Origin of the sequence: Pseudomonas sp. CIP-10 (assembly GCF_020911845.1) — a bacterium.
GTDB classification, from domain to species: Bacteria; Pseudomonadota; Gammaproteobacteria; order Pseudomonadales; family Pseudomonadaceae; genus Aquipseudomonas; species Aquipseudomonas alloputida.
Window position 1 is genome coordinate 2,457,339 of sequence record NZ_CP087160.1, and the last position, 24,630, is coordinate 2,481,968.

The following is a 24,630-nucleotide window of genomic DNA, read 5'->3' on the forward strand; positions in this document are numbered from 1 at the left end:
CGGTATCGGCATGAAGCCATGCCGGGGGTGTTTGTCCCTTGTCCCGGAACTCGCCAATGAACACTCCTTTTGCCATACCGGATAACCCCGACTCCGCGTGCCAGCCACCGTCTACGAAAGACTTTCTGGTCGATCGCACCTTCCGTGCGCTTGCGCGCATTGGCGTGGTGTTGGTACTGGCGCTGGTCTTCGCGCTGGTCTACGAAGTCGGCCGCAAGGCACTGCCCGGCATTGAAAAGCACGGTTTTGACGTGTTGTTCGGCAGCGTCTGGGACGTTAACCAAGGCAAGTACGGTATTCTGCCAGCGATCTGGGGGACGCTGTACAGCGCCTTGATCGCCCTGTTGATCGCCGGTTTCTTCGGCGTCAGCATGGCCATTTTCCTGACCCAGGATTTCCTTCCGGCCAAGCTTGCCGCGGTGTTTCGCACCATCGTCGAGCTGCTTGCCGCCATCCCCAGCGTGGTGTACGGCCTGTGGGGCATCTATGTGGTTATCCCGGCGATTCGCCCGCTGACCGCCTGGCTGAACAGCGAGCTGGGCTGGATCCCGTTTTTCGGCACTTCCCTGAGTGGCCCAGGCCTGCTGCCTGCGGCGTTGGTACTGGCGATCATGATCCTGCCGACCATCGCGGCGGTTTCCCAGGATGCGCTGACCAGCGTACCGATGAAAACCAAGCAGGCTGCCTACGGCATGGGGACCACCCACTGGGAAGCCATCCTCAAGGTGATGGTGCCCTCGGCGGCTACCGGCATCTTCGGCTCGTTGGTGCTCGGCCTGGGCCGTGCACTCGGCGAAACCATGGCGCTGGCCATGCTGGTCGGCAACGCCAACACCATTTCCCTGTCCTTGTTCGCACCGGCCAACACCCTGGCGGCGCTGCTGGCGCTGAACTTCCCGGAAGCCGGCCCGAACGAGGTCGAAGTGCTGATGTACGCGGCACTGGTACTGATGTTCATCACCCTGCTGGTGAACGTCCTCGGCTCGATGATCATGCTCTACGCCCAGCGGGGTAACAAACAATGACTGACCTGACGACCCCTGTAGCCGCGCTGCCCAGCCTGCAGCGCAAGCTGGAAGGCCGCGCCCTGCGCAGCCTGGTATTGACCACCCTGGCATGGTTCGCGGCACTGGTGGCCAGCGTGCCGCTGATTTCAGTGCTGTACATGCTGATCACTCGCGGCGGGGCACGCCTTAACCTGGAAGTGTTCACCGAGCTGCCGCCGACCGGCTTCGAGATGGGCGGTGGTTTCGGTAACGCCATGGCCGGTACCTTCGTCATGGTCGGCATTGCCGCCGCCATCGCTGTGCCGGTCGGTATCCTGGCAGCGGTGTTCCTCGCCGAGCTCGGCCCGGACAGCAAGCTGGCCAATGCCGCGCGCTTTGCCGCCAAGATGCTCACTGGCCTGCCCTCGATCCTGGCCGGGGTGTTTGCCTACGCCCTGGTGGTGATGACCACCGGTACCTACTCGGCACCGGCAGGCGGCGTGGCGCTGGCGGTATTGATGCTGCCGATCGTGGTGCTCACCGCCGAAGAGTCGATGAAGATGGTGCCCAAGATCATGAAGGATGCTGCCTACGGCATGGGTTGCACCCGCGCCCAGGTGATCTGGAAGATCGTGCTGCCTACCGGCCTGCCGGCCATCCTCACCGGCGTCATGCTGGCCGTGGCTCGCGCCGCTGGCGAAACCGCGCCACTGCTGTTCACCGCGTTGTTCAGCAACTACTGGATCTACCACGACGGCGACCTGGCGGTGATGAACCCCACGGCCTCGCTTGCGGTACTGATCTACAACTTCTCCGGCATGCCGTTCGACAACCAGCTGGAGCTCGCCTGGGCGGCCTCGCTGGTGCTGGTAATGATCGTGCTGGTCATCAACATTTTGAGCCGAGTCTTCGGCAAGCCCAAGTATTGAGAAAGGGAGCATCCAACTTGAACGTATCCACTGCGCAAAGAGCCGCTCCCATGGTCAGCGAAGCCCCCATCGTCATGGACTGCAAGCTCGACAAGATTTTCTACGGTAACTTCATGGCCGTGCGTGACAGCCATGTGCCGATCAGGAAAAACGAGATCACCGGTTTCATCGGCCCTTCGGGCTGCGGCAAAAGTACCGTGCTGCGTAGCTTGAACCGTATGAACGACCTGGTGAAGGGCTTCCGCTTCGAAGGCCATGTGCACTTTCTCGGGCAAGATGTCTACGGCAAGGGCGTCGACCCTGTTGTAGTACGCCGCTATATCGGCATGGTGTTCCAGCAGCCCAACCCGTTCTCGATGAGCATCTTCGACAATGTGGCCTTCGGCCTGCGCCTGAACCGCTACAAAGGCGACTTGGGCGATCGCGTGAAGCACGCCTTGCAAGGCGCCGCGCTGTGGGACGAAGTGAAGGACAAGCTCAAGGTCAGCGGGCTGTCACTGTCCGGTGGCCAGCAGCAGCGCCTTTGCATCGCCCGTGCCATCGCCACCGAGCCGGAAGTGCTGTTGCTGGACGAGCCCTGCTCGGCACTCGACCCGATTGCCACCCGCCGCGTGGAGGAGCTGATGGTCGAGTTGAAAAAGGACTACACCATCGCCCTGGTGACCCATAACATGCAGCAGGCGATTCGTGTGGCCGACACCACCGCGTTCTTCTCGGTGGATATTTCCCAGGGCACCCGCACCGGCTACCTGGTCGAGATGGGCCCGACCGCGCAGATTTTCCAGAACCCGCGCGAGCAGCTGACCAGCGACTACATCAGCGGCAAGTTCAGCTAAACCATGCAAGCTCAAGGTGGGCGGGTGTTGCAGCCAGGAAGGTTGCGACACCCGGCCGCGTTACCTTCCGTTAAAGTGTTACCCGGGATTACCAATGCGAGCGACGCGTCGTCTTGATCTGTCAGCGGTAGAGCGCGCACTGCGCGAGGTGCAGGGCCGTTTTGCCGAACTCAGCCAGCATTTCACCGAACCGCGGGACCCGTTTACCGACGAGGTGCTGCTGAATGTGGTTGAAGGCTATGCGCTGATTGACGACTATGTCGCTCGCGGTATCGACCTGTTCGACCTGCAACAGCTGAACCTGATGCTGGAAATCAATGCCACCGTGCTATGCGGCAGCGATCCGGCCCGTCGCCTGGAATTCGCCCCGCACCTTGCGGCAACCGAAGCGCACTTTTTCAACAACGTGGAAGGTGGCATCAAGGATTTGTACAACTGGTACTGCGCGTACCGCAGCGATTCCATCTGGAAGCGGGCAGCGGGTGTGTATGTACGGATCCTCAGCAAGCCGCAGCTGTTCATCGAAGGCAACAACCGCACGGGTTCGCTTATTGTCAGCTATTTGTTGATGCGTGCCGGGCTGCCGCCATTCGTGCTGTCGCTGGACAACGCCGAGGGTTACTTCAACCCGTCCTCGGTCATACGCAACTCCGCCAAACACGGTGTCAAGGCTTTGTACGAACTCCCCAAGATCAAGAAAAAGTACGCCGCGTTCCTGGAAGCGAAGGCGCCTGAGCCCGGCAAGTTCTTCCTGAACGGCAAGCCCGTGCCTGCCTGTGAGGGGAGCCGCTGATGCAAGGTTCATCCCTGTTTGCACGAGGGCGGCAAGCCATCGAACGCAAGCTCAAGCGTGGCCAGGTACGCATTTCATTCGATATCGACGACACGCTGGCCTGCCTGCCCGAACACGCCGCCGCCGAGGACAGCAAGCTGCCAGGTTTCGTCCATCGCTGGCTGGGTGAGCCCCTGCGCAGCGGCACCCGCGAACTGATCCGCGACCTGCGCCGCCAGGGCTGCAGCATCTGGATCTACACCTCCTCGGGGCGTACCCCCGCTTACATCCGCCGCTGGCTGATGCTTTACGGCATTCATGTCGATGGCGTGGTCAACAGCGATCGGCACCAGCACATCCTGGCCCAGAACGGGCTGGAAAACTCACCCTCCAAGCTGCCTTCGGCTTTTGATATCGATTTGCACGTAGATGATTCCGAAGGTGTGCGCCTGGAAGGTGTCGACCACGGTTTCCGCGTGGTGGTGGTGTGCCCGAAGGATGAGCACTGGGCGCAGAAGGTGAAGGACGCGGTGGTGGATGTGCAGGCACGGCTGGCCTGGCAGCAACCGCACCGTTATGAAATGCCCGCTTGCCAGCGTTCGCAGGCACTGGCTTCCTGAACGGACGCAATGCCAGCGACCGCGTAGCATCCTTCGCGGGTAAACCCGCTCCCACAGGACGCTCGCAACCTTCGGGTCTTGCACGGCATCTGTAGGAGCGGCTTTAGCCGCGAACACCGGCAATGCCGGTGCCATCCCCCGCGCATCTTCAACACAGCCACGCCTGCAATTGACCGTACTAACCCGCTCATGCAGTGGTACTGATACCTGCCTGCCACTCATGTCTAAGTCCTAAGTCTCGAACCCAGACCCAAGCAGGTACCGGGACCAAATCACCGGGCCACACCCTCCCGCCCCAAAGCACTCGCCACCCCACGCCAAAGCAGCGTTTCTGGCAATTTGCCCACTTCTGATAATCGCCTCCGACATCCCGTCCCCGTTTGGAGCGCGCCATGCACAACAACAATAAGCACCTGCCGCCTCGTTTTCTCGCAGCCGCCATCGCCAGCTTTTCCGCGCTTGGCCTGAGCAGCGTCGCCGAAGCCGAGATCATGCTGTACGACAAGGACCAGACGACGTTCTCTACCGATGGTTATATCAATGCCTTCTACGTCAACAGCGAGGTCGACCGTGAGGGCGAGCAGTTTGACCGCCGCCAGTCGCGGGTGAAGATGGGCTTCTTGCCCAACTACCTTGGCTTCAACATGGGCAAGCAGGTGGATGACCTGAAGCTCGGCGCGCGTGCCTCGTTCTGGGTAACCATCAACGACAGTGAAACCAACGGCACCGACACCGCCATCGACGTGCGCCAGTTTTACGGCACGGTGGCCAACCCCGAGTGGGGCGAGGTGCTGATCGGCAAGGACTTCGGGCTGTTCGCCCGCTCCAACATCCTGCTCGACGAACTGCTGGCCGGCTATGGCCAGGTCAGCGACACCCTGGGGCTGGTGGACGGCGGCGGAGTGTCGTTCGGCAACATTGGCAGCGGTTACCCATACCCGTTCCCTACCTCACAGATCACCTACCGTACGCCCGTGATGGAGGGCCTGCGGGTGGCGGTGGGCATCATGGACCCGGTGGACACCAACGACAGCAGCCCGACCGGAAAGGCCTACCAGGAAAACCCACGCACCGAGAGCGAGATCACCTACCAGTTCGACCTGGGTGGGGCGCAGATCTACAGCTGGGTCAACGGCAGTTACCAGACCTCGGACAATACTGACTCCACGGTAGAAACGATCACTTCCAAGGGGGTGGGTTACGGGGTGCAGGCAAAGATGGGCGGCTGGTCGCTGACCGGCTCGGGGTTCCAGGCCAAAGGCATCAACCCGTTCTTCACCAACAATGCCGGCGAACCGGTTTTGCGCAATGTCGACAGTGATGGCTACCTGCTGCAGGGCTCGTACAAGTTCGGCAAGAACCGCGTGGCGCTGTCCTATGGCAAGACCAAGGACGATGGCAACGGTGCGGTTGGCAGCGGCGCGGACTACGAGACCCGGGGTGTAGCGCTGTTCCATGACATCAACGACAACCTGAAACTGGTGGCCGAGTACAACCAGTTTTCCATCGACGGGCATGACACCAGTGCGCAGAACGAAGACACCGATACCTTTGCGGTGGGCGCGGTGTTGACCTGGTAAGCGGCCGGGGCCGCAAGGCGGCCCCGAATGACACGGTCTTTTACGCCCATGGAACCGCCCACCCGCTACCCAAGTAGCATTCGTCACCCACCACCACCTCCTTAAACTGATCACTCAGCCACCCCGTGCCGGAGACCACGATGCAGCAGGCTCATAACGACGGTGTGGTCAGTGCCATGTCGCAGGCTACCGACGCACGGCTGGCCGCTCAGGACCTGGCGCGGCAGTTGCTGCACCCGCACCTGGGGTTCGTGCTGTTCTTCTGCTCCGCCGAATACGACTTGCAGGCTTTGGGCGAAGCGTTGGAACAGGACTTTGGCGGCATACGCCTGGTCGGCTGCACCAGCGCCGGTGAAATCACCCCGCTGGGCTACGGCCGCAATTGCGTGACGGCGGTGGGCTTCGATCACCGGCACTTTTCGATCGCCACCGCGTTGATCGATGAGATGGAGCGCTTCAGCCTGATCGACGCGCAGCAGATGGTCGAGCGGCTGGTCGGCACCTGCCGCAGCAATACCCTGGCGCCAATCAAGGGCCACAGCTTTGCACTCACGCTGCTCGATGGCTTGTCCAGCCGCGAGGAGATGGTGCTTGCCGCACTCAGCGCAGCACTGGGGGATATCCCGCACTTCGGCGGCTCGGCCGGTGACGACAACTACCTGAACCGCACCCATGTGTATTACGGCGGTACATTCCACAACGGTGCAGCCGTGGTGGTGCTGGTCAACACCTGGCTCGACTTCGAAGTGTTCACCACGCATCACATCCTGCCGCGCCAGGAAAAGCTGGTGGTCACCGGTGCCGACAGCGCCCAGCGCCGGGTTTTCGAACTGAATGCCGAGCCGGCGGCCGAGGAATATGCCCGCCACATCGGTGTACCCGTGGCTGCGCTCGATCACCGGGTGTTCGCCGCCCACCCGCTGGCCGTGCGCATTCATGATCAGTACTACGTGCGGGCGATTCAGCAAATGCACCCTGACCTCAGCTTGAGCTTCTACTGCGCGGTGGAGAACGGCATCGTGCTCACGGCCATGACCCCGGGCCCGCTGTTGCCGAACCTGCACCAGCTGTTCGATGGCCTGCACCAGCGTCTCGGACCGTTGCTGCTGACCATCGGTTGTGATTGTTTCCTGCGGCGGCTGGAACTGGAGGCCCACCACGGCCTGGAGCCGGTCGGCGCGTTCCTGCGCGAACAACGGGTGATCGGCTTCAACACCTACGGAGAACAGTTCAATGGCATGCACATCAACCAGACCTTCACCGGGGTCGCCATTGCCCGCAACCGGCCTCCTGTCGGTCGCTGAACTGCAGGCCGAGCTGACCCGGCTGCAGCACCAGAACCACAAGCTGCAGCGCATCAATGACGCACTGATCGAGCGCATCGAATCGGGCGTGACCCGGGGCAACGACCCATACGCCGCGTTCCAGCATTCAGTGGTGCTGGCCGAGCAGGTGCGCGAACGCACCGATGCGTTGAACCAGGCCATGGCCGAGCTCAAGGCCGTCAACCGCCTGCTCAGCGAGGCCCGGCAGCGGGCTGAGACGGCCCATCAGCACCAGATTCGCCTGATTACCGACAACGTCCCGGCGCTGATCGCCTACCTGAACGCCGATCTGGTCTACGAATTCACCAACAAGGTTTACGAGGAGTGGTATTGCTGGCCGCATGGCGTGATGCTGGGCCAGAGCCTGCGCGAGGCCCACAGCGAGCAGCATTACCAGCGCCTGGAAGGCTACGTGGCGCGGGCGCTGGCGGGGGAGAGCGTAACGTTCGAGTTTGCCGAGACCAATGTCAACGGCCAGGAACGCTACATGCTGCGTTCCTACGTGCCGAACCGCCTGGCCAGTGGCGAAGTGGTGGGTATCTTCGTGCTGATCCGCGACATCACCGAGCGCCGCAACACCGCACAGGCGTTGCACCAGGCGTATCAGCACCTGGAGCAACGGGTGCGCGAGCGCACTGCCGAACTGACCAGCCTCAACGACCAGTTGCTGCGCGAGATCGAAGAGCGCAGCCAGGCCGAGTCGCGTCTGCGCGAGGCCAAGCGCGAGGCCGAGCAGGCCAACCTGTCGAAAACCAAGTTCCTGGCTGCGGTCAGCCATGACCTGCTGCAACCGCTGAACGCGGCGCGGCTGTTCACCAGTGCATTGCTTGAGCGCGACGAGCCGCAAAACGCTGCCCACCTGGTGCGAAATGTCAGCAATTCACTGGAGGATGTGGAAAACCTGTTGGGTACCCTGGTGGATATTTCCAAGCTCGATGCCGGGGTGATCAAGGCCGATGTCGCCCCGTTTGCCCTCCACGAACTGATGGATAACCTGGCTGCCGAATACGCCCAGGTGGCGCGTAGCGAAGGGTTAGAGCTGCATTTTGTGGGGTGTTCTGCCGTCGTGCGCAGTGACATCCAGCTGCTGGCGCGCATCCTGCGCAACCTGCTCAGCAATGCTATCCGCTACACCCGCAGCGGGCGCGTGGTGCTGGGGTGTCGGCGCCAGCGCGGTGGCGTGCGGATTGAAGTGTGGGACAGCGGCATCGGCATTGCCGAAGAACACCTGGAAGACATGTTCCTGGAGTTCAAACGGGGTGATGTGCAGCGCCCGGACCAGGACCGCGGGCTGGGCCTGGGCCTGGCAATCGTGGAGAAGATCGCGGGCATCCTCGGCCACCGGATCCGCGTGCGGTCATGGCTGGGCAAAGGCTCGGTGTTCGCTGTCGAGGTGCCGCTGAGCGCCACTGCACCCAAGGCCCAGACGAGCCAGGCAATCTGCGAGCCGATGCTCGAACGCCTGCGCGGGGCGCGGGTGTGGGTGCTGGATAACGATGCGGCGATTTGCGCGGGCATGCGCACCTTGCTGGAAGGTTGGGGCTGCCGGGTGGTCACTGCGCTGTCGGAGGAAGACCTGGCGCGCCAGGTGGACAACTACCACGCCGAGGCCGACCTGCTGATTGCCGACTACCACCTGGACAATGACTGCAATGGTGTCGACGCCGTAGCGCGGATCAATGCCCGCCGCGCCCAGCCGCTACCGGCGCTGATGATCACGGCCAACTACAGCAACGATCTCAAGCAGCAGATCCGCGAGCTGGGTCACACGCTGATGCACAAGCCCGTAAGGCCGATGAAGCTCAAGACGGCGATGAGCCATCTGCTGGCCAGTGGCGTGGCATAGCGGTTGGCCGCTTCGCGGGGTTACCCGCGAAGCGGCCGGAACAGGTCAACGGCGCAGATAGTCAGCAAAATCGATATCGCCAGCACTGAGGATGGCTTGTACCCGGTTGTGCACATTGAGTTTGCGCAAGATCGCCGAAACGTGGGCCTTGACTGTGGTTTCGGCGATGTCCAGCGTGTAGGCGATCTGTTTGTTCGATTCGCCTTTGGTCATGCGCTCGAGCACCAGCAGTTGCTTGCGGGTCAGGGCCTGGAGCATTTCCGGCGGGAAGCTCGGGGCATCGTTATGGCGCCGGCTGGTACTGCTTTTTTGCGCGCGGATGATGTCTGGCGGCAGGTAGACATTGCCATTGAGGATCTGCTCGATCGCTTCGATCATCTGTGAGCGTGGCGACGACTTGGTGATGAAGCCCACGGCACCGTAGGTAATGGCCTGCAGCACGATCTGCTTTTCCTGCTCGGCCGAAACGATGACCACCGGCGTGGTCGGCGCCTCGTTGCGCAGGGTGATCAGGCCATTAAGGCCGTGCATGCCGGGCATGTTCAGGTCGAGCAGGATCAGGTCGAGGTCGTCATGCGCCTGGGTCAGGGCCAGGGCGCTTTCAAGGTCGGCGGTCTCCATGACCTCGCTGCCCTGGAAACCATCGCTGATGACATTGTGGATGGCTTCGCGAAACAGGGGGTGATCGTCGGCAATCAGAATTTTGTACATGGCCTTTTCACCTTGTTTTTATTGGATGGAGCGGGGCACGCATACACAGGCATTTCAGGGGAACGGCACCGGTTGTGCCGGCTGCAATGGCAGGTTGGCTTGCTGCCATGCATCCAGGCCGTCGCGGTACCAATACAGGTTGTTATAGCCCAAGGCTTTCGCGCGTTTTACCGCGTTCCAGCTTAACCAGCAATCGGAGCGGCAGTAAAAGACCAGTGGTTGGTCCGGGTGCCCGGCCGTGGCTTTTTGCAGGTTACGCACGAAGTAGTCCTGCCATGCCGGGCTCAGTTCGCCGTCACCGGTGTTGGCCAGCCACAGGCTGCCGGGGAGGTTGCTGTGTGGTTCGTCTTCGATGAAACGACCTTGCAGCCATTGGCGGCGATAGACGTCGATCAGCACCGGCCTGGGCGTCTGGCCCAGCAGCCTTTGCAAAGTGGCGGTGTCGACGACCTGGCCGCCTTCGACCTGTTGCGGGGTCGGGCTACGATAGTGCGTGCTGCGATAGCCGTCGGCGGAGAACAGCGGCGCCGTGTCAGCCTGGGCGATGCCTAGCGTCAGGCTCAGCGAAAGTACCGCCAGCAAAGGGCGTGGCAGCCGGGGCAGGGCACGTGGCATGGAGGTTTTTCCTTTTTGTTATGGACTCATTACATGCCAGTGGCGGTGCTTTGTGAATGCGACGATAGACAGTAAATGCAGTACTAAAGTAGTAGATGGCCGGGCGCCTGAAGGCAGGGAGACGCCCAAGGTGTGGGAGCAACTGTCTTGCTCAATTTCTGAAAGCTGGCGCGATCCGTGTGGGAGCGGCCTTGCGTCGCGAAAGGGCCGCAAAGCGGCCCCCGGTTTCAGCTGCACCGCAAACATGGCCGGGGCTGCTGCGCAGCCCAATCGCGACACAAGGCCGCTCCCACACGCGTTGCACGCCAGGTTTCAGCGCGGCTTGCGCAGCGCTGCATGCTGGGGGTTGAAGGTGAGGATCGCCAGCAGGGTGAACAGCCCGGTCAAGCCCAGGCACACCGCCAGCGCCAGCAGGTTCATCCGCTCATAAAGTGCAAACCGCACCAGCTCTACGGCATGGGTGAACGGGTTCACAGCACACAGCCAGTACAACCACTGGCTGGCCTCGCGCATTTTCCACAACGGGTACAGCGCCGACGACAGGAAGAACAGCGGGAAGATCACGAAGTTCATCACCCCGGCGAAGTTCTCCAGCTGGCGGATGGCGTTCGACAGCAATAGCCCCAAGGCACTGAGCATGAAGGCCACCAGCAGCAACGCTGGCAGCGCCATCAGCAAGCCCGCAGCCGGTGGCTGTACCCCGTATAACCAGGCGATGGCGAGGAAGGCATAGACTTGCAGCAGGGAAATCAATGAAGTTGCCAGCAGTTTGCTGCCCAGCAGGAACGGGCGTGGCAGCGGGCTGGTCAGCAACACGCGCATGCTGCCCATCTCGCGGTCGTAGACCATCGACAGCGAGCCCTGCATGCCGTTGAACAGCAGAATCATGCAGGCCAGGCCGGGGATGATGTACACCTCGTAGGGAATGTAGGTGTCGTAGGGCTCGATGATGGCAATGCCCAGCGCTGCGCGAAACCCGGCAGCGAACACCAGCAACCACAGCAGCGGGCGCACCAGCGCGCTGAGCAGGCGTGTACGCTGCAGCACGAAGCGCAGCCATTCGCGCAGCATGATGCCGTTGAAACATTGCCAGTAAGCGTTCATCGGGCGTTGGCTCCTGAGGGGGCGTTGGTCAAGCGGGCAAAGGCGTGATCGAGGTCACCGCCGTGCTCAAGGCTCAGCGCATCGGCGGTGCCACTGGCCACCAGGCGCCCCTGATGCAGAATCAACAAATCATCGCTGGGCTGCACTTCGTCCAGCAGATGAGTGGCCCACAGCACACTGAGCTGCTGCTCGCGGCACAACCGGCGCAGGTGCTGGTTAAGCGCCAGGCGGCTGGCCGGATCGAGGCCGACGCTGGCTTCGTCCAGCAGCAGCAGGCGCGGTTCATGCAGCAGCGCGCGGGCAATTTCCACCCGCCGCCGATGGCCGATGTTCAGCTCACGCACACGATCGCGCCGGCGTTCGCCAAGGCCTTGGCGGGCCAGTTCGGCTTCGACCCGCAGGTGGCTCTGACGCCGCGACAGGCCATGCAAGGCGGCGTGGTAGCGCAGGTTCTGCTCAACGCTCAGGTCCAGGTCCAGGGTGCTTTGCTGAAACACCACGCCCAGCTGGCGCAAGGCCGGGCGTGCAGCGTTGCGTAGCGAGCAGCCACACACGCGGATGTCGCCATGCTGCAGGTCGTACAGGCGCGTGAGCAGGGCGATCAAGGTCGACTTACCGGCACCATTGGGGCCCAGCAATGCGGCGAAGCGCCCAGGTGCCAGGCTGAAACCGACTTGCCTGAGTGCCTCGCGCTGGCCATAGGCGAAGCTCACGTCACTGACGTCGAGGGCATTCATGGTGTCACCACCACGCCCCAGGGGTAGCGCCCGACCTTCACCGACTTGAGCACTTTGAGCTGCTTCACATCAATGACCGAAACGTCACCGCTGACACCGTTGGTGGCCAGCAACTGGCGCTGATCCGGGGTGAATGCCAGCTGCCAGACCCGCCGCCCGACCAGCAGGTAGTCGAGCACATCAAAGGTCTTGGCATCGATCACCGCCACGTGGTTGGCCGGGCCCAAGGCGACGAAGGCGTACTTGCCATCGGCGCTGAGCTTGATGCCCACTGGCTGGACTTTGTCCGGGTGCACGCCCTTGATCTGGAAGTTCAGGGTTTTCAGCACCTGGCGCGTGGCCACGTCGAGTATGGTCACCGTGCCGCCGATTTCTGCCGAGGCCCACAGGCGCGAACCGTCTTTGCTGAACTCGACGAAGCGCGGGCGCTGGTCGACCAGCGTGCTGTCGGCCAGGGTCTGGGTGCTGGTGTCGATCCAGTGCAGCATGTTGGTGGTTTCACTGGTGTTGACCGCCCACTTGCCGTCAGGGCTGACCGCCATGCCTTCGGGTTCGATGCCGACTTCGATCTGCCCGAGCACCTTGTCGGTGACGGTGTCGATCACCGTCACCAGCGCATCGTCCTCGTTGGACACATACAGCCAGCGGTCGTTGGGGTGCAGGGCGAACTGCTCGGGGTCCTTGCCGGAAGGCAGCTCCTTGATGATCTTGCGGGTGGCCACGTCCATCACCTGCACCCGGTCCGAATCGCTGGCGCAGATGTACAGCAGCTTGCTGTCGTGTGACAGCAGCAAGCCACGCGGACGCTGGCCCACCGGCAGGGTTTCGGTGACTTCCAGCGTTTGCAGGTCGATCAGGCTGAGGCTGTTGTCCTTCTCGTTGGAGACCCAGGCGGTGGCAGCCATGGCGTGACTGCTGGCCAGCGCCAGGGCGCCCGACAGCAGGCTGGGGTAAAGCAGGGCCCGGTGGAAGAGGGGGCGGCGCATGGCGGATTCCTTATTGTTGTGGTTGTCGGGTCAGGGGTAGCTACACGTCACTTCGGGCTTGTCATAGCCCAGGCTGTCCATTTCGTTGAAGGGATGCAGGAAGCCCTCCTGCGGCGAGGTGCTGACCAGGGCGCGGGGCTGAACCAACGGGATCGGCTGGCGCAGTTCGCCGTTCCACGGGCGGTAACTGAGCTTGCGCCCCTTGAAACCGTCCAGCGGCAACTGCTCGCTGAGCAGCAGTTGCTGCAGCGCGCGAGGTTCGGCCAGGCGCAGCTTGCTGGCCGCACTGGCGACACTGCGCACAGCCATCCAGGCGGCGAAGTCACGGTCATTCATCCAGCGCCCGGCCTGGGCCTCGAAGCGTTTTTGCAACTGCGCCGCCCCGAAGGTTTCCACCGTCTTGTGCCAGCCCGTGGGGGTCAGGCCCTGGGTACCGGCCACCGGGCGTGGATACCACGTCTGGTAGGGCAGGTACTCGCCGAAGTCACCGCGTTCGTCGGCCACCAGTACCACGTCGTACTCGGCAGTCTGGGTGAACAGCGGCATGTCGGCCTGGGCGCTGCGGCGCTGGTCGTTGTCGAAGGTCCAGGTTTTTTCCGCGACCAGTTGCACGCCAAAGCGCTTCACCGACCGCCGCAGGGCAGCGGCGTAAGCCTGGTCGTCCGGGGTCTGGCCGACCACCAGCAATGCCCGTTGCCATTTGCGCAGCACCAGGAACTGCGCCAAGGCATCGGCCAGCATGGCCCGGCTCGGCAGGCTGTGCAGGACATTGCCCAGGCACTGGCTGCTGCGCAGGCTGTCGTCGGGGCTGCCGGCGTTGAACAACAGGCTGTCGGGCAGGGCGGTAGACAGCGCGCGCAGGCTGGCGGCCGGGGCATTCACCACGAACAGGCGCAGGCCTTGTTCATGCTGGGCCCTGGCGGCTTGCAGCAGGGACTCGGGGCTGTCGACATTGGCGCTGGTCAGCTGAAATTGCTGCTTCAGGAAGCGCCCGGTGCTGTTGCTGTCGACAATGGCCAGTTCGGCACCTTGGAGCCCGGCATCGCCGGGTTCGGGGATGACATTGGACAGCAGCGGGCCAGCGGCGGGGCGATAGCCCAGGTAGCCGATGCGTATCTGCAGCGGGGCTGCGGCCTGGCCCTGAGCGGCGGGCGCCAGGGGCGTAGCCAGCGTTGCGGCCAAGGCCAGCAGGCAGGTCAAGGCAAGGTGGGCAGGCTGGCGCATAACACACTCCACGGCAGATGGCGCCAGCATAGGAAGCCCGCCGGGAGGGGGGAATATGCAGAAAGTAGCGCTCGGCCGGTACCAAGGTAGTAATTCAGTGCGGGGGCCGCAGTTTTACGATGGTCCACAACGGCCTGAGGAGAACCGCTTGTGCGCCTTGTCAACTTGTCGGCCCTGTGGCGAGTCAACCTCTGGGTCACGTTATGCTTCGCCTTGGTGACGCTGGCTTGTGCCGGGGTGCTGTTGCACCAGGCGGTGGCCGACGTCGAGCGTGAGTTGCAGTCAGCCGAAGCCGTGGTGGCGTACCTGGGCGACACCGCCGAACGCGACCCGGCAAACCTGCAGCCCGGCTTGACCAAGAGCCTGCGCCATGTGCGGGTGCATTGGCTGGCAGCGGGTGAGGTGCCAAGGCTGCCGCAAGAGGCCGGTATGGATGCCTGGCTCGGCCGCCAGTTGTTCGGCGAGCGCTACCACAGCAGCCGGCTGCTGGACTTGAGTGATGGCCGCCGCGTGTTGATTGCCGTGGATGCGCGGGATGAAATCGATGAAGTCTGGGACTCCCTGCAACAACTGCTTGTCGTTTGTGGCCTGGCGTTGTTGCTGAGCTTGTTGACCATCCGCTGGGCGGTACGGCGGGCCATGGGCCTGCTGGATGAGCTGCTGGGCGCCTTGCATCAGGTTTCAGGCGGGCAATTGACGGCACGCCTGCGCGAAGCCGGCCTGCCGGAAGCGCGCCAGCTGGCCAAACACTTCAACCGCATGGCCGCAGCCCTGGAGCAGGCCCAGGCCGACAATGCCCACCTGACCCAGGCCCTGCTGGCGGTGCAGGAGCAGGAACGTACCCAGCTGGCGCAGACCCTGCACGATGATCTGGGGCAATACCTGGCAGGCATGCGTGCCCAGCTATGCCTGCTGCGTATGGTGGCCGAACAGCCTGAAGTGGTGACGCAGACGGCGCAGGCCCTTGAATTCAATTGTGAGCGCCTGCAGCAGGGTTTTCGCGCGCTGGTGCACAACTTGTATCCGGTGGCGCTGCACTACATGCCGTTGGCCGAGGCCTTCGGGCTGTTGGTGAGCCAGTGGCAGGCCAGCCAGGGCATCGAATGCCGGCTGCGGGTTGGCGAGCACTTGCCGGCGCTGCCTGGGGCGAGCAGAACGCATTTGTACCGCTTGCTGCAGGAGGCGTTGACCAACGTCGCCCGGCATGCCGGTGCCAGCCAGGTGCGGGTGCGCCTGCAGCGCAGTACCAAGGGCTTGCGCCTGTTCATTCGCGACAACGGCTGCGGCGGGTGCCAGCCCCAGCGCCCAGGGGTAGGCCTGCACTCGATGGCCGAGCGCGCCCGCAGCCTTGGGGGGGAGTTACGCATTTTCAGCCGCCCGGGCGGTGGCTGGGCGCTGGCCCTTAACATTCCCGAGGAGGTGCGATGAATATCGTGTTGGTCGATGACCACGCCGTGGTCCGCCAAGGCTACGCCAGCTTGCTGCGGGCGGTGCTGCCATTGGTGCAGGTGCGTGAGGCCGCCAGTGGTGAAGAGGCGCTGGCCAGGGTACAGGAGCAGGTGCCCAACCTGGTGATCATGGACTTTGGCCTGCCCGGTATCAGTGGCCTGGAAACCACCCGCCGCCTGCGCCAGCGCCTGCCGCAGTTGCGAGTGCTGTTTTTCAGCATGCACGATGAGCTGCCGCTGGTGCGCCAGGCGCTGGATGCGGGGGCCTCGGGCTATCTGACCAAGAACTCGGCGCCCGAGGTGCTGATCGAGGCGGTGCAGCGGGTGTTGGCCGGGCATGCCTACATCGAGCAGCCCCTGGCCACCCAGCTGGCTTGCCTGTCACAGCAAAGCACCAGTGACCCCCGGTTGCAGCGCATGACCCAGCGCGAACTGGAGATATTCACGATGCTGGCCAAGGGCACCCCGGCGCGGGTGATTGCCGAGCAGTTGTGTATCAGTGCCAAGACCGTGTCCAACCACCTGACCTTGCTCAAGAGCAAGTTGCAGGTCAGCTCGCATGCCGAGCTGGTGCATCTGGGGATTGACCTGGGGGTGGTGCGGGTGGCGGGGTGAGGTATTTCATTGCACCTGTTGGGGCTGCGTCGCAGCCCTCCGCGCACAACGGAATGTGTCCAGCCCCCGACATGTGTCCACCCCCGAATCAGGCGTAGGAGCGGGTTTACCCGCGAATACGGTAGCGGCAGCAACAGTGAACGGCGGGTGGAAATTGGCCAGCAGGCCCGGCCTTTTCACGGGTGAACCCGCGCCTACAGGCTGCTCATTTGTCCCAGGTTTCAGGGCACCCCTTGCACCCCTCCATGTTGGCCTCCTGAAAATTCCCGTAATGCTGCCGCGCCCCGCGCAAATCGGCGTGTGCCAGGTTGCTCTGGCCAAACTTGGCCTCCTGCAGGTTGGCATCGCCCAGGTTGGCCGCTTGCAGGTCGGCCTTGCTCAACCAGGCCATCTCCAGGTCCGCCGCCTGCAAGTTGGCCTGCTGCAGCTTTGCCCCGGACAGCCTGGCGAACTGCAGGTAGGCTGCGCGCAGGTCCGCCTTTTCAAACTGTGCACCCTGGGCGAACAAGCCCCAGCCTTGAATGGCCACCAGCCTGCTGTTGCTCAGGTCAGCCAGGCGCAGATTGCTCTGTTGCAGGCTGGCGCGGGTCAGGTTGGCACCTTGCAGGCGGGCTTTTTCCAGATTTGCCAGGTCCAGTTGGGCATGACGCAGGTCGGCATCGCGCAGGTCGGCACCGGCCAGGTTCATCTTGCGCAGGTCCTGGTTGGCCAGGTTGGCGCCGCGCAGGTTGGCCCCCGGGCACTGGCTGGCTTCGGCAATCACACAGCCGTTGATGGTCAAGGGGGTATCGTTGCCGGCGTCGTCGGCGCTCACTGCCAAGGCAGGGGATAGCGCCAGCAGCAAGGTAAAGGGCAGGTAATTCATGGCAAAAGCCTCTGGGCAGGAGAAGGGCAGAAACGGGGAGGGGCGCAGGCCGCTCCCCGCTGCAGGTCAACGCTGTGCAGTCTTGTTGTCCCAGCTCGGGATCTTGAACACCCAGAACGAGCCACCCTGAGCCACCGGTTTGGTCAGCTCGGCCATGTCGCCGCCCCACAGCGGTACTGCACCGCCGTAGCCCACGGTCACGCCGATGTACTGCTCGCCGTCCTGCTCCCAGGTGATGGGCGGCGAGACGATGCCGCTGCCGGTCTGGAACTTCCACAGCTCTTTGCCCGTCTTGGCGTCGAAGGCCTTGAAGAAGCCGTCGCCGGTACCGGTGAACACCAGGTTGCCCTTGGTCGCCAACACCCCGGCCCATAACGGCAGGTGCTCCTTGTGTTCCCAGACCAGCTTGCCGGTGGTCGGGTCCATGGCGCGCAACGTGCCGACGTGGTCGTCGTACATGCGCTTGATACGGAAGCCCATGCCCAGATAAGCCGAGCCCTTCTTGTAGTTCACTTCCTCGGTCCAGTATTCCTCTTTCCACTGGTTGCCGGGGATGTAGAACAGCCCGGTGTCCTGGCTGTAGGCCATGGGGTTCCAGTTCTTGCCGCCCAGGAACGGTGGCGAGACTTCCACCGGCTTGCCCTTGGTTTCACCCGGCAGCGGCTTGGCCGGGCGTTGGCCGGGGTTTTCCACCGGGCGGCCGGTCTTCAGGTCGATATGGCTGGCCCAGGTGATGTTGTCGACGAAGGGGAAGGCGTTCTGCAGCTTGCCGTTGTTGCGGTCGACCACATAGAAGAAGCCGTTGCGGTCGGCGTGGGCGGTGGCCTTGACCACGTTGCCGTTCTTGTCCTTGTAGTCGAACAGCACCAGCTCGTTGTTGCCGGAGAAGTCCCAGGCATCGTTGGGGGTGTGCTGGTAGAACCACTTGACCTCGCCGGTACTCGGGTCGACGCCGACCTGGCCGGAGGTGTACAGGCTGTCGAAGTCATGCGGGTTGCCGTCTTTCGACGTGCGCGCCCAGGTATTCCAAGGGCCGGGGTTGCCAGCGCCGACAATGATGGTGTTGGTCTCGGGGTCGAAGCTCGCGCTTTGCCAAGGGGCTCCGCCGCCGTGGCTCCAGGCTTCGACCTTGCCGGTTTCGGTGGTTGGGTCGTCTGGCCAGGACGGCGCCTTGACGTCACCGGTCGGGGTGCTGTCCTTGCCGTTCAGGCGGCCCATGTGGCCCTCGACGAAGGGCCGCATCCACACTTCTTCACCGGTGTCCGGGTCGCGCGCGAACAGCTGGCCGACCACGCCGAATTCATCGCCGGAGCTGCCGTGGATCAGCAGCACCTTGCCGCTGGTCTTGTCCTTGATCAGCACTGGCGCACCGGTCATGGTGTAGCCGGCGCTGTGGTCGCCGAACTTCTTGTTCCACACCACTTTGCCGGTGCGCTTGTCGAGGGCGATGACACGCGCATCGAGGGTGCCAAAGTAGATCTTGTCGCCGTAGATCGCCGCCCCGCGGTTGACCACGTCGCAGCAGGGACGAATGTTGTCGGGCAGGCGGTGGTTGTAGGTCCACAGGCGTTTGCCGGTCTTGGCATCGAGGGCGAATACCCGTGAGTACGAGCCGGTGACGTAGACCACGCCATCGCTGACGATGGCCTGGGATTCCTGGCCGCGCTGCTTCTCGTCGCCGAAGGAGTAGGACCAGGCCGGGGTCAGCTTGAACACGTTCTTGTCATTGACCTGGGCCAGCGGGCTCCAGCGCTGGGCATTGGTGCCCATGCCGTACTGCAGCACGTCCTGGGTGGTCAGGTGGTCATTGGCGATGTCTTCCCAGGTGACGTTCTTGCCGGCAGGTGCAGCGGGTGTGCTGGCCGCTGTTGCCACATTGCCCAGGGCCAGGCTACCGGCTATCAGCAGGACGCGCACGCTCAGGGCCAGCGGGGAAAGGGCGGGTAGCGATCTTATTGTCATGGTTGCAGTTCCCAGTGGAGGTTTTGGCCTGCACAGGGTGGGGCGCAGCGGCCATCGCGGGATACGGAAAAAGTCCCGCCCTTGCCGGGAATAGTTCCCGCACGGCACCTCAATTGGCCCTTCGCCACAAGCCCTACTACCAAGGGATTAAGGCCCGGCCACCAAAGCAGCATTCGGCCGCCCGCGGGCTGTTTCTAAGATGGCGGTACGGCCTCTGTGGTTGAGGCTTTGTGTGCAAAGGTGAGGGCATAACAATGACAACAAAATGCAATGTGTTGCTTGCTGCTGGGTTGCTGGCCGCAGCCGTGCTGACCGGTACAGCCTGGGCCCATGGCAACGTGGTGCCCCAGGCAGTGGAGACCAAGGGCCTGACCCCGATCAAGGACACTGGCGTGAGCCTGGACGGCGACGGCTGGGCCGCGGTCAATCCGTACCGCAGCTCTCCCGAGCACGACAAGGCCGTGGAAATCGGCGCCTCGGCCTACAACCAGAACTGCGCTGCCTGTCATGGCCTGGAGGCCAAGTCCGGTGGTATCGCGCCTGACTTGCGCATGCTCGACGCGGGTGATGCCGGCGATGAATGGTTCGTCGAGCGGGTACGCCACGGCGCGGTTCGCGACGGCCGCGTGTACATGCCGAAGATGGCCGATTACCTCAGCCAGGAAGCCCTGTGGGCGGTGCGCACCTACCTCGACAGCGTGCACGTCGAGGAGTGACGGCCATGCGTCTGTGGGCGGTGCTGTTGAGTGGCCTGCTGCTGTGTTGCGCGGCGGCCCAGGCGCAGGTGCGCAACTATGACGCGATCATCGCCGCCGGCGAGCTCAAGGTGGCAGTGTACAAGGATTTCGCCCCCTACAGTTTTCAGGACCACGGCCAGCCGCGTGGTGTCGATGTGGAGCTGGCGCAGGCCCTGGCCACGGCCTTGGGGGTACGCCTGCAACTGATCTGGGCGCCACCCGGAGAAAAGCTCGACGATGACCTGCGCGACTACATCTGGCGTGGCAGCCCGCTGCGTCATCAGCAATTGGCCGACTTGATGATGCGGGTGCCTTACGATCGCGCCTACGCGCAACGGCGCAACGAGCTGGGGGAGCTGGAAAACGCCCAGGTGGTGATGTTCGGCCCCTATCAGCAGGAGCGTTGGCAGGTGGCCTACGATCGCCGTCGCCTGGCCTCGGTGGCCAGTGTCGCGGTATTCCAGCAGCATCCTATCGGGGTCGAGGTGGACAGCGTGCCGTCGTTCTACCTGACATCGGTGTTCAACGGCATGCTCAGCGCCAGGACCCACCATTACCCCGGCGTGCAGCAGGCGTTCGCTGCCATGCAGGCCGGCCAGGTGGACGCAGTGATGGCGATGCGCGGCGAGGTTGACTGGCAGCTGCACCAGGCCGCCGACCCGCAACTGGCCTTGGCAGAAAACGCCTACCCGAACCTTGGCAAACAGGCCTGGGAAATCGGCATGGCTGTGCATGAAAGCAACCGGCAGCTGGCCTATGCCGTGGAGGAGGCCATGGAAGCGATGATTCGCGATGGCCGGCTCAAGGCGATGTATGCCGCATACGGCCTGCGTTACGAGGTCCCGGAGATGTATCAATAGGAGTGGCCATGAACTGGCGAGCAACTTTCCTGCTGGCCTGCTGGATGCCCTGGGCCGCCCAGGCTGCGACACAAGGCACCCACACAGACCCGGTGCCTTCTGTGATGTGGGACTTCTACCACAAGCAGTTGCTGGGGCAGGCCGCGTTCGTCTTCGATGACCGGGTCAAGCTTCTGGCGCCGCCCTTTGCCGAGGATGCACGGCAGGTACCGCTGGAGATCGACGCCCGGGCATTCGCTGGCGAGGTGGTGCGGATAATCGCCTGGGCCGAACTCAACCCGTTGCCGCGCATCGTCGACTTTCAGCCCGGCGAGCGCGTGTTGCCCTGGTTGTCGATCCGCATCCGCATCGAACAGGCCACACCGTTGCGCGCCGCCGTACTGACACGCGATGGCCTGTGGCACGTTGGTTCGACCCTGATCGATGCTGCCGGCGGCGGTTGTACCGCACCCAGCGTGGTGCGCACCCAGCCCGGCTGGGAGGAGCATCTCGGGGAGGTGCTGGGCGGGCGCTACCCGCGTGGCGACAGCAGCCGCCTGCGCCTGCAGGTGGCCCACCCGATGGATAACGGCCTGGTCAGCGGCATTCCTGAATTCTTTCTCAACCATGCCGAGTTGCAAGGTGCAGATGGCCAGCGCCTGGCCAGCCTGGAGCTGTACCCGGCGGTCAGCGAAAACCCCAACCTGGGCTTTGACATTCAGGGCCCGGGGCCAACACGGCTGCTGTTGCAGGACAACAGCGGCAACCAGTTCGAGGCGGCGCTGCCCTGAGCGCGTTGTCTGATTTCACCCTGAACCGAGGCACCGTCATGCGTTGGATCCTGCTGTTGCTGCTGTGCCTGGGGCTGCCGGCCCAGGCTGATCTGACGTACCGGCTTACCCCCCGGCAGATCGCCGAGGGCACCTGGTTGCTGGAAGGCAGCACCGACAATTTCGCCAAGGCCAATGGCGGCAATGTGGTCAACACCGCGTTCATCGTCACCGACAGCGGTGTGGTGGTGATCGACAGCGGGCCGTCGAAGGGCTATGGCGAGGCATTGCGCAAGGCAATTGCCACCCTCACCGACAAGCCGGTAGTGGAGGTGCTGCTGACCCATCATCATCCTGACCATGTGCTGGGCAACCAAGCCTTTGCCGATGTGCCGATCGGTGCCCTGGCCGGCACCCGCGACCTGCTGCGCCAGCAAGGCGATGCCATGGCCGAGAACATGTATCGCCTGGTCGGCGACTGGATGCGCGGTACCGAGGTGGTGCTGCCGACCCGGGTGCTGCAGCCGGGGGTGCATGAGGTGGGCGGGCACCGCCTGAGGTTGCTGGGGCTGGGCGGGCATACAGGGGCCGACCTGGCGATTTTCGATGAAAAGACCGGCGTGCTGTTTGCCGGCGATCTGGTGTTCTACGACCGCGCCCTGACCACGCCCAACAGCCCGGGGCTGGACGTGTGGCTCAAGGACCTGGATACCCTGCAGGCACTGCCCTGGAAACAGCTTGTACCCGGGCATGGCCCCTTGGCCAGTGATGCGCAGCCGTTCGTGCAGATGCGTGACTACCTGGGCTGGCTCGATGGCCTGATGCGTGATGGCGCGGCGCGCGGTGACGACATGGCCGAGATGATCCGCAGCCCCATTCCCGAACGGTTTGCCGGGATCAGCCTGACGCGTTATGAGCTGATCCGCAGTGTCAGCCACCTGTACCCGCGTTACGAGCGCCAGCAGTTGCAGCGCTTGCCATGACATTTACGGTGCCTGTGAGCCCCCGCGCCGTCCGTGCCGCGCTCTATGGCTGCCCCCGTCCATCGCTCAGGCCCCTACCAAGGAACTAGAAAACTCCGCACTGCGGGCAATTGTTGGCAATCGGGTCGGGACCAAGAATTCCCGGCACACCGGGAAATTTTCCCGGGCACAACAAAAAAACCAAAGGTAGCCGTCATGACCCGATCCCCACGTCGCCCCTTGTTCGCCGTGAGCCTGGTGCTCAGCGCCATGCTGCTTGCCGGCGCGGCTCACGCCGCTGTCAGCAATGAAGAAATCCTCCAGGACCCGAAGAACCCGCAGCAGATCGTGACCAATGGCCTGGGCGTGCAGGGCCAGCGCTACAGCCCGCTGGACCTGCTCAACGTCAATAACGTCAAGGAGCTGCGCCCGGTCTGGGCGTTCTCCTTCGGCGGGGAGAAGCAGCGCGGCCAGCAGGCCCAGCCGCTGATCAAGGACGGGGTGATGTATCTGACCGGCTCCTACTCGCGGGTGTTCGCCGTGGATGCCCGCACCGGCAAGAAACTGTGGCAATACGATGCACGTCTGCCGGATGACATCCGCCCCTGCTGCGACGTGATCAACCGCGGCGTCGCGCTGTACGGCAACCTGGTGTTCTTCGGCACGCTGGACGCCAAGCTGGTGGCCCTGAACAAGGACACCGGCAAGGTGGTCTGGAGCAAGAAGGTCGCCGACCACAAAGAAGGCTACTCCATCAGTGCCGCGCCGATGATCGTCAATGGCAAGCTGATCACGGGCGTTGCCGGTGGCGAGTTCGGCGTGGTGGGCAAGATCCAGGCGTACAACCCGGAGAACGGCGAGCTGCTGTGGATGCGCCCCACCGTGGAAGGGCACATGGGCTATGTGTACAAGGACGGCAAGGCAATCGAGAACGGTATTTCCGGTGGTGAGGCGGGCAAGACCTGGCCTGGCGACCTGTGGAAGACCGGCGGCGCCGCCCCTTGGCTGGGTGGTTACTACGACCCGGAAACCAACCTGATCCTGTTTGGTACCGGTAACCCGGCCCCGTGGAACTCGCACCTGCGCCCCGGTGACAACCTGTACTCCTCCTCACGCCTGGCACTGAACCCGGACGACGGCACCATCAAGTGGCACTTCCAGAGCACGCCGCATGACGGCTGGGACTTCGACGGCGTCAACGAGCTGATCTCGTTCAACTACAAGGACGGCGGCAAGGAGGTCAAGGCTGCCGCCACGGCCGACCGCAACGGTTTCTTCTACGTGCTCGATCGCACCAACGGCAAGTTCATCCGCGGCTTCCCCTTCGTTGACAAGATCACCTGGGCCACTGGCCTGGACAAGGACGGCCGGCCGATCTACAACGACGCCAGCCGCCCGGGCGCACCCGGCAGCGAGGCCAAGGGCAGCTCGGTGTTCGTCGCGCCGGCCTTCCTCGGCGCCAAGAACTGGATGCCGATGGCCTACAACAAGGACACAGGGCTGTTCTACGTGCCGTCCAACGAGTGGGGCATGGACATCTGGAACGAAGGCATCGCCTACAAGAAAGGTGCGGCGTTCCTCGGTGCCGGCTTCACCATCAAGCCGCTCAATGAAGACTACATCGGCGTGCTGCGCGCCATCGACCCGGTCAGCGGCAAAGAAGTTTGGCGCCACAAGAACTACGCGCCGCTGTGGGGCGGTGTGCTGACCACCAAGGGCAACCTGGTGTTCACGGGCACGCCAGAGGGCTTCCTGCAGGCATTCAACGCCAAGACCGGCGACAAGGTCTGGGAATTCCAGACCGGCTCGGGCGTGCTCGGCTCGCCCGTCACCTGGGAAATGGACGGTGAGCAATACGTTTCGGTGGTCTCCGGCTGGGGCGGCGCGGTGCCGCTGTGGGGCGGCGAAGTGGCCAAACGGGTCAAGGACTTCAACCAGGGCGGCATGCTCTGGACCTTCAAGTTGCCCAAGCAGTTGCAGCAAACGGCAAGCGTCAAGCCATAACGCCTGCCTACTGCCGCTTGCTGCCGCTGATCGGTGGCAAGCGGCCCTACTACCAAATGACGAGAGCCCCGCTGCCAACGATGCATTCGCCCGGCACGCGGGGCTTCTTACCATCGGTGCATCGCCTGTCGTGGGACAGGCACCGACCCGCAGAGGC

General features: G+C 63.4%; 23 protein-coding genes. 15 read left to right on the plus strand and 8 right to left on the minus strand.

All coding sequences use genetic code 11. The annotated features are described in order from the left end of the window. Positions 1–56: 56 nt before the first annotated feature. The 8 genes from pstC to LMH93_RS11160 all read left to right on the plus strand — a co-directional run bounded on the left by pstC (position 57) and on the right by LMH93_RS11160 (position 8,894). Entirely contained in the window at positions 57–1,025 is a 969-nt protein-coding gene (gene pstC / locus LMH93_RS11125; protein WP_003254121.1) for a phosphate ABC transporter permease subunit PstC, read from the plus strand. Next, a complete protein-coding gene (gene pstA, locus LMH93_RS11130; RefSeq protein ID WP_003254119.1) occupies positions 1,022–1,915 on the plus strand; it encodes a phosphate ABC transporter permease PstA in 894 nt (297 codons plus the stop codon). Before pstC ends, pstA begins: the two co-directional genes overlap by 4 nt. A 50-nt stretch (positions 1,916–1,965) precedes the next feature. Beyond that, positions 1,966–2,751, plus strand: a complete 786-nt coding sequence (gene pstB, locus LMH93_RS11135; protein ID WP_003254117.1) for a phosphate ABC transporter ATP-binding protein PstB — start codon at positions 1,966–1,968, stop codon at positions 2,749–2,751. Between the two features lie 94 nt (positions 2,752–2,845). Further along, positions 2,846–3,544, plus strand: coding sequence for a hypothetical protein (locus LMH93_RS11140; RefSeq protein ID WP_182374964.1), 699 nt, complete (start codon positions 2,846–2,848; stop codon positions 3,542–3,544). Next, the gene (locus tag LMH93_RS11145; RefSeq protein ID WP_003254112.1) at positions 3,544–4,143 is read left to right on the plus strand and encodes a hypothetical protein; all 600 of its coding nucleotides are present in this window, start codon (positions 3,544–3,546) and stop codon (positions 4,141–4,143) included. Before LMH93_RS11140 ends, LMH93_RS11145 begins: the two co-directional genes overlap by 1 nt. A 392-nt stretch (positions 4,144–4,535) precedes the next feature. Then, positions 4,536–5,723 (plus strand): porin, encoded by a 1,188-nt coding sequence (locus tag LMH93_RS11150; RefSeq protein WP_010953581.1) that lies wholly within the window; start codon positions 4,536–4,538, stop codon positions 5,721–5,723. Positions 5,724–5,863: 140 nt separating this feature from the next. Further along, complete coding sequence (nosP, locus tag LMH93_RS11155; RefSeq protein ID WP_003254110.1) at positions 5,864–7,027, plus strand: nitric oxide-sensing protein NosP; 1,164 nt, start codon at positions 5,864–5,866, stop codon at positions 7,025–7,027. Then, positions 6,996–8,894: a PAS domain-containing hybrid sensor histidine kinase/response regulator gene (locus LMH93_RS11160; RefSeq protein WP_060546579.1), complete on the plus strand. Its 1,899-nt coding sequence runs from the start codon at positions 6,996–6,998 to the stop codon at positions 8,892–8,894. Before nosP ends, LMH93_RS11160 begins: the two co-directional genes overlap by 32 nt. A 45-nt stretch (positions 8,895–8,939) precedes the next feature. Here LMH93_RS11160 and LMH93_RS11165 read toward each other — a convergent pair whose 3' ends face one another. From LMH93_RS11165 to LMH93_RS11190, 6 genes are all read right to left on the minus strand, one after another. After that, a complete protein-coding gene (locus LMH93_RS11165) occupies positions 8,940–9,605 on the minus strand; it encodes a response regulator (protein WP_003254108.1) in 666 nt (221 codons plus the stop codon). Positions 9,606–9,659: 54 nt separating this feature from the next. Continuing rightward, positions 9,660–10,220 (minus strand): PQQ-dependent catabolism-associated CXXCW motif protein, encoded by a 561-nt coding sequence (locus LMH93_RS11170; RefSeq protein ID WP_054889540.1) that lies wholly within the window; start codon positions 10,218–10,220, stop codon positions 9,660–9,662. 312 nt (positions 10,221–10,532) lie between these two features. Continuing rightward, positions 10,533–11,324, minus strand: a complete 792-nt coding sequence (locus LMH93_RS11175) for an ABC transporter permease (protein ID WP_060538209.1) — start codon at positions 11,322–11,324, stop codon at positions 10,533–10,535. Further along, positions 11,321–12,061, minus strand: a complete 741-nt coding sequence (locus LMH93_RS11180; protein ID WP_003254104.1) for an ABC transporter ATP-binding protein — start codon at positions 12,059–12,061, stop codon at positions 11,321–11,323. The genes LMH93_RS11175 and LMH93_RS11180 overlap by 4 nt, the downstream gene beginning before the upstream one ends. After that, entirely contained in the window at positions 12,058–13,047 is a 990-nt protein-coding gene (locus tag LMH93_RS11185; RefSeq protein WP_003254102.1) for a YVTN family beta-propeller repeat protein, read from the minus strand. Before LMH93_RS11185 ends, LMH93_RS11180 begins: the two co-directional genes overlap by 4 nt. A 30-nt stretch (positions 13,048–13,077) precedes the next feature. Further along, positions 13,078–14,271 (minus strand): ABC transporter substrate-binding protein, encoded by a 1,194-nt coding sequence (locus LMH93_RS11190; RefSeq protein WP_230065163.1) that lies wholly within the window; start codon positions 14,269–14,271, stop codon positions 13,078–13,080. Positions 14,272–14,421: 150 nt separating this feature from the next. On the opposite strand from LMH93_RS11190, the gene LMH93_RS11195 reads away from it, so the two are divergent. Further along, positions 14,422–15,699 (plus strand): HAMP domain-containing sensor histidine kinase, encoded by a 1,278-nt coding sequence (locus LMH93_RS11195; protein ID WP_230065164.1) that lies wholly within the window; start codon positions 14,422–14,424, stop codon positions 15,697–15,699. Next, a complete protein-coding gene (locus LMH93_RS11200) occupies positions 15,696–16,334 on the plus strand; it encodes a response regulator (RefSeq protein ID WP_003254098.1) in 639 nt (212 codons plus the stop codon). Before LMH93_RS11195 ends, LMH93_RS11200 begins: the two co-directional genes overlap by 4 nt. Positions 16,335–16,539: 205 nt before the next feature. Here LMH93_RS11200 and LMH93_RS11205 read toward each other — a convergent pair whose 3' ends face one another. After that, on the minus strand, positions 16,540–17,199 hold the full coding sequence (locus tag LMH93_RS11205; protein ID WP_003254096.1) for a pentapeptide repeat-containing protein: 660 nt from the start codon (positions 17,197–17,199) through the stop codon (positions 16,540–16,542). Positions 17,200–17,265: 66 nt separating this feature from the next. After that, entirely contained in the window at positions 17,266–19,161 is a 1,896-nt protein-coding gene (gene exaA / locus LMH93_RS11210; protein ID WP_012052783.1) for a quinoprotein ethanol dehydrogenase, read from the minus strand. Positions 19,162–19,415: 254 nt separating this feature from the next. On the opposite strand from exaA, the gene pedF reads away from it, so the two are divergent. The 5 genes from pedF (at position 19,416) to pedH (ending at position 24,473) form a co-directional block, all read left to right on the plus strand. Then, a complete protein-coding gene (pedF, locus tag LMH93_RS11215; protein WP_010953594.1) occupies positions 19,416–19,877 on the plus strand; it encodes a cytochrome c-550 PedF in 462 nt (153 codons plus the stop codon). Positions 19,878–19,882: 5 nt separating this feature from the next. Continuing rightward, the gene (locus LMH93_RS11220) at positions 19,883–20,758 is read left to right on the plus strand and encodes a substrate-binding periplasmic protein (RefSeq protein ID WP_020193827.1); all 876 of its coding nucleotides are present in this window, start codon (positions 19,883–19,885) and stop codon (positions 20,756–20,758) included. Positions 20,759–20,766: 8 nt separating this feature from the next. After that, the gene (locus LMH93_RS11225; protein WP_014860449.1) at positions 20,767–21,528 is read left to right on the plus strand and encodes a quinoprotein dehydrogenase-associated SoxYZ-like carrier; all 762 of its coding nucleotides are present in this window, start codon (positions 20,767–20,769) and stop codon (positions 21,526–21,528) included. Positions 21,529–21,566: 38 nt separating this feature from the next. Continuing rightward, on the plus strand, positions 21,567–22,490 hold the full coding sequence (locus tag LMH93_RS11230) for a quinoprotein relay system zinc metallohydrolase 1 (RefSeq protein ID WP_185279453.1): 924 nt from the start codon (positions 21,567–21,569) through the stop codon (positions 22,488–22,490). Positions 22,491–22,685: 195 nt separating this feature from the next. Next, positions 22,686–24,473 (plus strand): PQQ-dependent alcohol dehydrogenase PedH, encoded by a 1,788-nt coding sequence (pedH, locus tag LMH93_RS11235; protein ID WP_010953598.1) that lies wholly within the window; start codon positions 22,686–22,688, stop codon positions 24,471–24,473. The last annotated feature ends 157 nt before the right edge of the window (positions 24,474–24,630 follow it).